At 35.6% G+C, this 11,361-nt stretch carries 15 protein-coding genes; 10 read left to right on the top strand and 5 right to left on the bottom strand.

Annotated elements, in window-relative coordinates; all coding sequences use genetic code 11:
• Positions 1–7 precede the first annotated feature (7 nt).
• Positions 8–454 carry an Lrp/AsnC family transcriptional regulator gene (locus JCM9157_RS19060; protein ID WP_035667259.1) on the top strand — a complete coding sequence of 149 codons (447 nt, stop codon included), beginning with the start codon at positions 8–10 and terminating at the stop codon, positions 452–454.
• Positions 455–471: 17 nt separating this feature from the next.
• Here JCM9157_RS19060 and JCM9157_RS19065 read toward each other — a convergent pair whose 3' ends face one another.
• Complete coding sequence (locus JCM9157_RS19065) at positions 472–852, bottom strand: YhjD family protein (RefSeq protein ID WP_035667260.1); 381 nt, start codon at positions 850–852, stop codon at positions 472–474.
• Positions 853–1,051: 199 nt separating this feature from the next.
• Here JCM9157_RS19065 and JCM9157_RS19070 point away from each other — a divergent pair, with 199 nt between their 5' ends.
• Positions 1,052–1,258 carry a hypothetical protein gene (locus JCM9157_RS19070; protein ID WP_035667262.1) on the top strand — a complete coding sequence of 69 codons (207 nt, stop codon included), beginning with the start codon at positions 1,052–1,054 and terminating at the stop codon, positions 1,256–1,258.
• Positions 1,259–1,311: 53 nt separating this feature from the next.
• On the opposite strand, the gene JCM9157_RS19075 is transcribed toward JCM9157_RS19070, so the two are convergent.
• A complete protein-coding gene (locus tag JCM9157_RS19075; RefSeq protein ID WP_035667264.1) occupies positions 1,312–1,491 on the bottom strand; it encodes an H-type small acid-soluble spore protein in 180 nt (59 codons plus the stop codon).
• Positions 1,492–1,672: 181 nt separating this feature from the next.
• Between JCM9157_RS19075 and JCM9157_RS19080 the strand changes: the two genes are divergently transcribed.
• The 4 genes from JCM9157_RS19080 (at position 1,673) to JCM9157_RS19095 (ending at position 4,518) form a co-directional block, all read left to right on the top strand.
• Entirely contained in the window at positions 1,673–2,848 is a 1,176-nt protein-coding gene (locus JCM9157_RS19080; RefSeq protein ID WP_035667266.1) for a TraB/GumN family protein, read from the top strand.
• A 21-nt stretch (positions 2,849–2,869) separates the two neighbouring features.
• Positions 2,870–3,169, top strand: a complete 300-nt coding sequence (locus JCM9157_RS19085; protein WP_035667268.1) for a 4a-hydroxytetrahydrobiopterin dehydratase — start codon at positions 2,870–2,872, stop codon at positions 3,167–3,169.
• An 81-nt stretch (positions 3,170–3,250) separates the two neighbouring features.
• Complete coding sequence (locus JCM9157_RS19090; RefSeq protein WP_035667270.1) at positions 3,251–4,210, top strand: LLM class flavin-dependent oxidoreductase; 960 nt, start codon at positions 3,251–3,253, stop codon at positions 4,208–4,210.
• Positions 4,211–4,257: 47 nt separating this feature from the next.
• Entirely contained in the window at positions 4,258–4,518 is a 261-nt protein-coding gene (locus JCM9157_RS19095; protein ID WP_035667271.1) for a hypothetical protein, read from the top strand.
• 72 nt (positions 4,519–4,590) lie between these two features.
• On the opposite strand, the gene yunB is transcribed toward JCM9157_RS19095, so the two are convergent.
• Positions 4,591–5,388, bottom strand: coding sequence for a sporulation protein YunB (gene yunB / locus JCM9157_RS19100; RefSeq protein ID WP_081734252.1), 798 nt, complete (start codon positions 5,386–5,388; stop codon positions 4,591–4,593).
• A 77-nt stretch (positions 5,389–5,465) separates the two neighbouring features.
• Complete coding sequence (locus tag JCM9157_RS19105) at positions 5,466–6,425, bottom strand: calcium/sodium antiporter (protein WP_035667273.1); 960 nt, start codon at positions 6,423–6,425, stop codon at positions 5,466–5,468.
• Positions 6,426–6,560: 135 nt separating this feature from the next.
• On the opposite strand from JCM9157_RS19105, the gene JCM9157_RS19110 reads away from it, so the two are divergent.
• From JCM9157_RS19110 to JCM9157_RS19125, 4 genes are all read left to right on the top strand, one after another.
• Entirely contained in the window at positions 6,561–8,027 is a 1,467-nt protein-coding gene (locus tag JCM9157_RS19110; RefSeq protein WP_035667275.1) for a DUF4910 domain-containing protein, read from the top strand.
• Between the two features lie 28 nt (positions 8,028–8,055).
• Positions 8,056–8,559 (top strand): hypothetical protein, encoded by a 504-nt coding sequence (locus JCM9157_RS19115; protein ID WP_035667278.1) that lies wholly within the window; start codon positions 8,056–8,058, stop codon positions 8,557–8,559.
• 122 nt (positions 8,560–8,681) lie between these two features.
• Complete coding sequence (locus JCM9157_RS19120; protein WP_081734253.1) at positions 8,682–9,404, top strand: MBL fold metallo-hydrolase; 723 nt, start codon at positions 8,682–8,684, stop codon at positions 9,402–9,404.
• A gap of 1 nt (position 9,405) precedes the next feature.
• The gene (locus JCM9157_RS19125) at positions 9,406–9,981 is read left to right on the top strand and encodes a TetR/AcrR family transcriptional regulator (RefSeq protein ID WP_035667282.1); all 576 of its coding nucleotides are present in this window, start codon (positions 9,406–9,408) and stop codon (positions 9,979–9,981) included.
• Between the two features lie 203 nt (positions 9,982–10,184).
• On the opposite strand, the gene JCM9157_RS19130 is transcribed toward JCM9157_RS19125, so the two are convergent.
• On the bottom strand, positions 10,185–11,361 hold a 1,177-nt coding region (locus JCM9157_RS19130; protein ID WP_035667292.1), incomplete at its 5' end, for an SLC13 family permease.

Below are 11,361 nucleotides of genomic sequence, written 5' to 3' on the forward strand. Positions count from 1 at the left end.
TGATTATATGAGTAAGTTAGATCAAGTTGATGTAGAAATTTTAAATTACTTAAAAGAACACGGGAAACGGCCATATACTGAGATAGCAAAAAGTTTGCGTGTGAGTGAAGGAACAATTCGCTCAAGAGTTAAACGTATGCTTATGGATGAAGTCTTTGAATTTAAAATACAAGTGAATCCTACTAAGGTTGATTTATGTGTTCAAGCTCTTATTGGCGCTTCAGTAAAATTAGGAAAACAGGATGAAACTGCAATGAAACTATTGCAGTTTAAAGAAGTTACATACGTAGGTTCTGTTTTAGGGAATCATCAACTATTGATTAAAGCTTCTTTTCATTCAAACGAAGAATTAGGTAATTTTATTAATCAGCAAATTCCTGCTATTGATGATATTACGAGTATTGATGTATATGTAGAATTAAAGCAATTCAGTGAGAACTACGTAGCTTTTTAGGTTGATCTAATTCCTAGTTAAATTTGTTCTAAAGGCACTCCTTGAAAGGAACTCCCATTTAAATATCCAGTTACATACGTTTCAACTGTTTGCTTCACTAAATGAGGAAATAAGCTACGCTCATGGCGATATCCACGATTGACAACTAAATAGGTACAACGCCCTTCTTTAATACCTTGATCGTAAACAAAGATACGTTTGTTTTTTAATTGTCTTTTTACTATTCCTAAATCATAGCCAACCCTGATGATAGTTCGCTCAACTATTGTGAGATAAGGTTCGTGGAATTTCAAATCAGCTTGCTTTATTTTTTCCATGTCTCGCTCGAGGACTTTCCTTACTAAAGGTAAATAAATTGATTTTGTCACCAATATTTCCGCTTCTTGTTCTAGCAACAATGAGTCCACCTCCTATTAATGATTATACAGAATATATGTTCGTATATCAATGAATGTTGCATTTATCTCTTTTTTTATTAGTTGTTTCAAGGGATAACTATTATGTTTTATAGAAGTGAAATGCCATCAGGTTAAATAATTCTAAGATACATGAATGAAAATTTCGGATAAACAAAATCTATTACTTGAGGTGAGTAAAATGGACAAAAAGAAGAAAACATTTGATATGCCGACTCAAGCAAATACAGGTGGTCAGTTTGGAGTGCGGACTGAATTAGATCCTCACCATCCAGCTAATACAGTGGATCGTTATCCTGGTGATTCAGTGAATGAACACAAGGACTTAGAGAGAGCGAATGAGTACATTGCCAATGATGAAATTAAACAAATCAATGAGAACACGTAATACAAAAGAAAGGACCGCTTACGTTAAGGCGGTCCTTTCTTTCTATCCAGCAATTAATGTTCTACTAAGCTTGATAAGTTTACTTCTTGTTCGTTTTCTGGTTCTGCAAGTGGGAAAATTCTAGCGGTATCAGTATCCTCACTTACTCGTTGAATATAAACTGGAGTATCATTGTAAGTTACATGCGCCATCACTGGTGATTCAGAAATTTCTTTTGCACGTTGTTTTAGCATGTTGCACCCTCCAAAGACCGTTATCAATTCTTAAAATTTGCACAAAAGAAAAATTCTATTCATAATTTAATTAATACTTTAGAAAAAACCTCCATTTTAAAAATGTATTTATTGAAATTTTACTGGTTTTACCTCATGATTGTATAAGGCTATTTATTAATTGACTTAAGGAAGGTAATTTATGTCAGAGCAAAATATTACTAGGTTAAACTTATATGACAAGGAATTTGTTTTGATTGGAACAGCTCATGTATCAAAGAAAAGTGCTGAACAGGTAAAAGCCGTGATTGAATTTGAACAACCAGACTCTGTATGTATTGAGTTAGATGAACAAAGATATCAGTCCGTTTTAGATGGAAACAAATGGAGAGAAATGGATATCTTTAAAGTTATAAAAGAAAAGAAAGCTACATTATTGTTAATGAACTTGCTTATCTCCTCTTTCCAAAAAAGAATGGCTAAACAATTTGGAATAAAACCTGGGCAAGAAATGATTCAGGGAATTGAATCTGCTAAAGAAGTAGGAGCTGAGTTAGTATTAGCTGATCGCAACATTCAAATTACGTTTGCCCGTATCTGGCATGGAATCGGACTTAGCGGTAGGGCTAAACTATTAATGCAAATTGTTTATAGTGTTTTTAACAAAGAAGAGATTTCTGAAGAAGAATTAGAGAAGTTAAAATCACAGGACATGTTACATACGATGTTAGATGAAATGACACAAAGTTTTCCAAAATTAAAAGTTCCTTTAATTGACGAAAGAGATCAATATTTAGCTCAAAAAATAAAAGACGCTCCTGGTAAAAAAATTGTTGCTGTTTTAGGAGCGGCGCATGTTCCTGGTATAAAGGAAGAAATTAAGAAAGATCACAATTTAGAACAGTTATCTAAGAGACCCCCTAAATCAAAAGCGCCTAAAATAATAGCCTGGGCGATTCCTTTGCTTATTCTTGGAATTATCGGGTACTCTTTTTGGGCTAACCCTGAGGTTGGTGTCAACCTAACAATGAGTTGGATGATTTGGAATGCTCTTTTCGCGGGTATTGGAGCAGCAATTGCATTTGGACATCCACTGACGATCCTTTCAGCTATTTTGATTGCACCTTTTAGTTCTTTATATCCTCTTTTAGCAGCTGGATGGGTTGCAGGCTTGGTGGAAGCTTATTTCCGAAGACCTAAAGTAGCTGACTTTGAGAACCTTTCAACTGATGTATATAATATAAAAGGATTTTGGAGTAACAAAGTGACAAGAATCTTACTGATTGTCGTATTGACGAATTTAGGAAGTACACTAGGGACAATCATTGGTGGTGCTGATGTCGTCCGTATCTTCTTTCAAAATATTTTTGGGGTATAGTTAGTAAAGGAGCCGTTTATATTGGATAAACTTACCGACCGTGAAATTGAGATTAGGCTAGTTGAATTGGACCGTTGGAAGATTGTTGACGAAAAATGGCTTGAAAAGAAATATCGCTTTGGAGAGTATCTTAATGGAATAGACTTTGTTCAGAAAGTAGCGCATCGTTCAGAACAAGAAAATCATCATCCTTTTATTTCAATAGATTATAAACTTATTAGCGTTCGAATTTCTTCTTGGAAAGCAAGAGGCTTAACTGATTTAGATTTTCAATTAGCGAAACAATATGATGAAATATTTGAGCACATAATAACTAAATAAGTAACATATTAAACGCTTGGGATTTAAAGTCCAAGCGTTTTCTATTCAAGTGAACGAAAAAATTACTTAGGAGAGACGTCAATGAAGTTAAGTATCTTAGATCAAGCGCCTATATCTAAAGGACAATCAGGTCTTGAGGCTTTAGGTAACTCAGTACAGCTTGCTCAAACAGCTGAAAAATGGGGTTACAGCCGTTATTGGGTCGCGGAACACCACGGCTTCCCTTCTTTAGCATGTTCGGCTCCAGAAGTACTTCTTGGGTTTATCGGGGCAAAAACAAAAAAGATTCGAATTGGCTCTGGTGCGATTTTATTGCCTTATTATAAACCTTATAAAGTGGCTGAAATGTTCCATATGCTCGCTACACTGATGCCAGGGCGAGTAGATCTTGGGATTGGTAGAGCTCCGGGTGGTTCTGCTGAAACAACCAATGCTTTATCAGAAACTTTTCTAAAACAAGTATGGGATATGCCTGCGCTGCTAAAAGAACTTTTACATTTTTTAGATGACTCTTTTCCAGAGGATCATAAATTTGCAAAAGTTAAACCTATGCCTTTCCCGAAAATAGCTCCGAAGCCATGGTTACTAGGTACAAGCAAAAAGAGTGCACGTCTCGCTGCCGAAAACGGAATGTCCTATGCATTTGGACACTTTATGAGCGATCTTCGTGATGGTGATTTTATCCGAGAATACAAGGAGTCTTTTATTCCTCGGAAGGAGGGAGACCAACCTGAAGTCATTCTCACGGTTTCTGCGATTTGCGCAGAGACAACAGACCAAGCAGAGGATCTTGCTATTGAGAGTTATTTATGGAAATTGGAACTTGAAAACGATAAAGGGATTTCTCAACAGTTAAAAAACCGTAAAGAAATAATAGCCAAAATAAAAGAAAAAACATTACTCGGAACGTTATCTGAATTAGAAGTCCAATTAAGTCAGCTCGCCAAACAATATGAAGCAAACGAAATTATGATCGTAACAACGACAAATCAATTCCAAGATCGCTTAAGGTCGTATCAATTACTAGCTCAACTCTTATAGTTTTCTTGAAATAGAACATACTAATGGCAAAAACAGGAGTGAGTAAAATGACTTCTTGGAATGGCCAGATATTATGTGGGGAATATGATAAGACAGGGAATGAATTTATTGTGCGGAAAGTCAAAAATCAGTCAACCCAATCTGTTTTAAAGAAGAAGCAAGTAGACAAGCTCTACCGGTATTTAAAAAATCACCATGAGGAAGGTCACATTATCACTCTTTATGATCAGATGCTTTTAACTTTGTCCAAAGAAGACGTTGACTCTTTACTTAATGATTTAGAAGAAATCGAGTCTTTCTATCATTAAATATAATAGTACGATAAAAAACACCCACCTGCCTTTGTTGATAAGTAGGTGGGTGTTTGTCTATGCTTAATTTTAATCTGGGTTGACAGGATTCTCAAGATAAATATCAGGGATTAAACGATTGTTATCAACGTCATTATTGTTAGGTAAATCTGCTGGTAGGATCATACCGCCACCTTGGGAATAGAACTGTGGCACCTCACCTTGAATTGTAATTAATCCAACCGGTACCGTCGTTTTTATTGCTTCTGTATCTGTGGCAAATGGAATAACGATTTTCACATCAACGATCACATCAAAATTAACCGATAGTGTTGTATTATTAATGCCGGTGTTAATCACTTCTAAGTTTAAATCTGTCTTTACATCCCCAATTGCTGAAAAGCGAACAGGAATTTCAGGACCTAACTGAGCTAGCAATGCATTATTCGTTGCTAACCCTAATGGAATTTTATAAATGATACCATCCTGATAGCTGTGGCTATCGGAAACCCCTTCAACTGAAAATTCTTCTCCTTGTTCTATCGCTTTTAAATGCCTCTGAACTCGGTTAGTGGCTTCAGATAAAATTCGATTATAAATTTGAGTGTTAAATTGATAAACGTTTTTTCCACTTGAAATAAATAATTCTTCTTGCTTTAAGTCTGATGATACTTTTTCAAAAACGGCGTCATTTATCGCCCTTGTAGCAATAACTCTTGTTTCCGTTGTTGCAATATGCATAAGAGTAGGTCTTATACTTTGATCTATTATCCATAATCCTTTAATGGTTAGAACGATAAATATAGCGAAAGAAATCATGAAAACATAACGAAAGGGAAGTGGCCCCTTTTTAGTTCGTGGTCGCTTAAGCCTACTTGGTGTCCTCATTTTTGAAGTCCCCCTTACGCCATGTATATGAATTAAGTGGGGGATCTTTCACAGAAAATTATTTTGAGTCAGACGGATTAATTTCTCATAATAATATAGACAAGGTATGCGACGTAAAAGAGAGTTAAGGCAAGGCCTTCATATTTAGCAATTTTATATTGAGTTCTTGAAAAAATAAATAAAAATACCGTTAAGATTAGAAGGACAATAATATCAAAGAACATTTTAGGATCAACGGGCAACGGAGCTATAAGTGAAGCTACACCGAGTACAAATAATATATTAAATATAGAGCTCCCGACTATGTTACCTAAAGCAATTTCACTCTGTTTCTTTAAAGCTGCTGTGACAGAGGTTATCAACTCGGGTAAGGAAGAACCGATAGCTACAATTGTTAATCCTACTAACGTTTCACTCATTCCAAAGCGATAGGCAATGTCTGTACTTGATTCAACGACTAAGTAACCACCTAATACAATCGCGGCTAGGCCTCCAACTGTTATTAAGATATTCTTGCTCCAAGAGCCTACCTGTTCATGATTAACTAGATCTGTTTTATCTTGTTCTCTACTGTTTCGGGCAGCTTCAATAACATAGTAAAGAAAGATGGAAAAAAACAAAAGAAAAATGATTCCATCACTTCGAGTGATCATATTCTCATAAGCTACACCGAGTCCTATATCACTGATCAAGACAAATAGAGCAATCGTTGCTAAAAAGGCAAATGGAATTTCTTTTTTTATTGTTGGTCTTTCTACTGATAAAGGAAAAATAAACGCTGTAATACCAATGACTAGTGAAATGTTAAGTATATTACTTCCTACTATGTTTCCAATGGTCACATCAGCACTACCTTCTAGGGCGGCGATTATACTAACTGTAGCTTCTGGTGCACCTGTTCCAAAAGCAACGATCGTTAAACCAACAATTAAAGGTGGTATCCGAAAAAGTGCTGCAATATTAGAAGAACCATCAATAAAATAATCTGCACCCTTTATCAATAAAATAAAACCTATGATTAAAAGGATATAAGTCATTTGTTTACCCCCACTTCTAGCTTTTTTTCTATTGTTTACGAAAAAGAGAATCTAATGAGTTTTTTTATAAAAGGGTTTCAAAATGATATGTCGAATTACGAAATAATAAAAAGCATTGGATAGGAGTGGTATTTCTTGTTTACAGAATGGAGAAAAAAGCTTTTTGAAGAAATCTCAGGAAGGCAAGCATTTAGATACGCGGAAAGAATAGCTCAATTTCATAGAATTCAAGCATCGGTAGGTTATAGAGAAGCAGCTAATGCTGCAGTAAGATTATTAAGAAGAGATGGTGTAGAAGCAGAAATCGTCTCTTATCCCGCTCAAGCCGGGGAACGTTTATTAGCTCACAGAAGTTTTCAAGAATGGCATTGTCATCACGCTGAGCTCTGGCTTGAAGGAGAAGAACGTATCAGACTTGCTCGCTTTGAGGAAGAGGAAATCTCTCTCGTACAAAGAAGTGTTGCTACACCAGCAGAAGGGGTTCATACAGAGCTTGTTGTGATTGAGAATGCAGAAGACCCTATGAGCTACGAAGGCGTTGATTTAAAAGGCAAAATAGCTCTAGTGCGAGGAAATCAATTTCTGATAAACGATTTGGCTGTTGAGGAACATGGTGCGATTGGTCTAATATTTGATAATTTAAACGAATATCCACCAATACGAACAAGGCTAGATATGCCAGATGCTATTCAATACACTTCTTTTTGGTGGCTAGGAGAAGAGAGAAAAGCTTTCGGATTTGCCGTCTCACCAAGAGTTGGGGAACAACTTCGTTTAAGAAATCAAAAGGGGACTGTTAAACTTTCTGCAAAAGTGGATGCCGAATTATCTGATGGCTCTTTTGAAAATATTGAATTTTTTATTCCGGGTAAGAAAGAAAAGGAAGTGTTGCTTGTTAGTCACCTATGTCACCCTTATCCGGGAGGTCAAGATAATGCTTCTGGGCCAGGTACACTCATGGAAACGATGAGAACTATGAATCGGTTAATAAAAGAGGGACATTTGCCTCAACCGGATTTAGGTATTCGTTTTCTAATGATGCCGGAAATGACAGGAACCTATGCTTATTTTGTTCAATACCCAGAGCGAAGACACAAAACGATTGCAGCTCTAAATTTAGATATGGTTGGAGCTGACCAGAAAACAGGTGGTGGACCTTTATGTATAGAACAACCTCCGATGGCTACACCTAGTTTTGTTGATCGTTTTGCTTTTCAACTAGTTAAGGCAGTGGTTAAAAATACTAGTAATTTTACAGGCACATCATCATATAGTACAGTTCATTACCAAAAAACACGATTTTCAGGTGGAAGTGATCACTATATTATTTCAGATCCAACAATCGGGATTCCATGTCCGATGTTTATTCAATGGCCAGATAAACACTACCACACTACAGAGGACTCTATTAGCCATTTAGACGAAAAACTGATGAGTCATGTTGCGCTTACAACGGCTCTTTACGCATATGGTTTAGCAAATGGTAGTGAGGTAGAATGGAAAGAACTATTAACAAAAGATATAGGGTCAAGATATGGAGAACTTGTAGAACAATTAGAAACAACTCCACAGAGTTTTGTAGAACAGGAAAAAGACAATTAATTTTCTAGAAGATTATGAAAAAAAAGTTTTGAGTTCTTACTATCAATATGCAGAAGTTAGAAAATTTGATCGTTTAAAAGAAGTTATTTCTGAACTTTCTCCACTATTAGATAAACAAATTGATTTGTTACATTCCTATGTAAAAGTACAAAAGCTTCATTATTCTAAAGTTAAAGATAACTTGCTTAAACCTTTACCGTTGAAATGGAGCGATAAAGTAGTTTTTCGAACTTATGATGGCCCTTTTATGATTAGTCATGAATTAGAGCGACTAACACTAGAAGAGAGATTAAAGTGGTATCATTTTTCTAAAATGAATCATGTGCCCATTGGATATGATGTATTTATACAGTATTGGATGGATGGCAAGAGAACGGTAGAGGACATTCTAGAACTTATTTTTTTAGAAACAGGAGCTTACCATCAAGAATATGCAATTGAATTTTTAGATTTGAGTTTAAAGTTAGGGATGGTAAAAGTGGTATCAAGAGATACAGAATCCGTCAAAAGAGACGAGGAAAAAATTCAATAAATTATTAAAAAAGTGCTATTTAGCGCTTTTTTTTATGACAATTCAATTTTGGGCTTGATAAACTAATAAGATTAGTTTATCGTATTAACTAATCTTATTAGTTAATGAATGGAGTGTATAGAATGAACCAGTTTCAATTTTTAACGCAACTAACTTTTCTTAAACATTTCTTTCCTGTAAATTGTTATATAGTTGAAGAAGAAAGCGAGTTAACTTTAATTGATGCCGCTTTGCCATATTCCTCTAAAGAGATAATGCAAGCAGCAAAAAGATTAGGTAAACCAATTACTCGGATCGTTCTTACACATGGTCACGAAGATCACGTAGGCTCATTAGATCGTTTAGCCAAACAATTACCACAAGCAAAAGTATACATTTCAGAAAGGGAATCGCACCTATTAGCAGGAGACAGAAAAGTTTTACCTAATGAACCACTAATGCCAATAAAAGGTGGACTTTCAATAAAGATAAAAACAAAGCCTGATGTATTTATAGCAGAAGGAGACCGGATTGGTTCATTATTAGTAGTTTCAACACCAGGTCACACACCAGGAATGATGTCATTTTTTGATACTCGTACTAAAGCAATTATTGTAGGAGATGCGTTCCAAACCAGAGGTGGGTTAGCTGTTAGTGGCCAATTCCAATGGTTGTTCCCGTTTCCGGCGTTGGCAACTTGGAACCGAGTGATGGCACTTGAGAGCGCACGGAAGATTCTTAATTTAAATCCAAGCCTCCTTGCAGTTGGGCACGGAAATATGCTTTTAAATCCATCAAAATCTATTAGTAAAGCTATAGAAAAAACACAAAAACATCTTCAATTAGATAGGAAAAGGGTTGTTTAAAATGTCACCTAGAACTGGTTTAAATTTAAATACAATTTTGAAGGAAGCTGCACAAATCGCCAATGAAGACGGGATAGAGGCTTTAAGTATTACAACACTAGCTACTAAGTTAAAAATAAAACCGCCATCACTTTATAACCATGTAGACAGTTTACATGACTTAAAGAAAAAATTGTCAACTTTTGGATTACAACGCTTGCTTGAATATTTGACTAGGTCTGTAGAAGGGTTACATGGAGATGAAGCTGTTGTTGCACTCTCAAAAGCCTATATTACTTTTGCAAGAACAGAACCAGGCTTATATGAAATGTCTTTAAATGCACCAGATGCTAAAGATGTAGTTATGCATCAAACTGGTGAAAAAATTATTGAATTAGTTTTAAAGGTCTTAGATTCTTATCAACTTAGTTATGAAGAGTCCATTCATGTTGTCCGTGGTTTAAGAAGCATCTTGCATGGCTTTGCCTCTTTGGAACAAAGAGGTGGTTTTGGCTTAAGTTTAGATGTCGATGTTAGTATTAACCTTTTAATAGAAACTTTTTTGTTAGGGATCCATTCAAAGATTAGAGGCAAATAAAAAGGTTGTTAGCTGATGTAAGGAGCATAGATTGTAATTCCTCTTATGTAGAAGGCGTCTATCCCCGTAAAAATGTTTAAGTGACATCTAAAAGGGGATAGCTAACGAATTCTACTTTTCACTCGGTTAGCTTTGGTTCGAGTCGAATTAACTAAATTTTTGCTGATTTTTGCGGTTGCCCAGGAAATCAGACTATTCTGTATTTAATGAAAGAATTGAGGAAGCCATAAATAAACAGCAGCAACGATTACAAACACAGCAAGTAGGTTCATTCGAAGTCCTGTTTTGATCATATCCTGCGATGATAAATAGCTAGTACCATAAACAACAGCATTTGGTGGAGTCGATACAGGTAGCATAAAAGCACATGTAGAACAAAGAGCAACAAGAGCCATTAACCCATATGCTTCGACACCGATAACACTAGAAATGCTGATAGAGAGCGGTATAAATACATTTGAAATGGCCGTATTTGACATAATTTCAGTCATAAATAATATCGTTAATGCGAAAATGAATAAGATTAGTAAGTAGGGTAAATTTGAAAGATTGCTTAAATGTTGTGTAAACCAAATAGTTAGACCAGATTCAACAAACGCAGAGGCGATGGATAACCCCCCTCCGAACAATAATAAAATGCTCCAAGGTAACTTCAACAAATCTCTCAATGTTAATATCGTACCTTTATTTGCGGGCAGTAGAAGCAAACTAACAGCACCAAGCAAAGCTATACTCGTATCAGTTAAGCGAAATGGGAGAAAATCACTGAAAATCCATAACCCGATTGTAACTAGAAACACGAAAAAGATTTTTTTCTCCTCTTGTGAAAGTTTCCCTAATCGAGAAATCTCATTTATAACGAAAGTTTTTGGTATTTTAGCCTGAGTTGAAACTGGAAAACGTTTGACGATGTACAAAAATAAAAGAGTAAGTAAAACAACCGTAATTGGAAAAGCAAATAAAAACCAAGTGGCGAATGTGATTTCTGTTTTCAAGACCTTTTTAACGACTCCAGCAAATACAGCATTAGGTACAGAACCTATTAATGTAGCGAGACCACCTATCGACGCTGAATAAGCTATTATTAATAATAGAGATTTCGAAAAAGATTGAAAGGATTTAAGATCAAATAGGTTTTTTTGTTGTACTTCAGTAATTAAAGCAAGAGCAACAGGTAGCATCATTAGAGCCGTAGCAGCATTTGAGATCCACATCGACAAAAAAGAAGTGGCAATCATCATTCCAAGTAATATCCGTTTTGTAGTCGTTCCTACAATTAGTAGGATCCACATCGCCATACGTTTATGAACATTCCATTTTTCAATGGATAGTGCAATTGTAAATCCACCTAAAAACATTAAGATTAAAGGGTCAAAATAA

The sequence above is a fragment of the Halalkalibacter akibai JCM 9157 genome, assembly GCF_000513135.1.
Taxonomy (GTDB): domain Bacteria; phylum Bacillota; class Bacilli; order Bacillales; family Bacillaceae_D; genus Halalkalibacter; species Halalkalibacter akibai.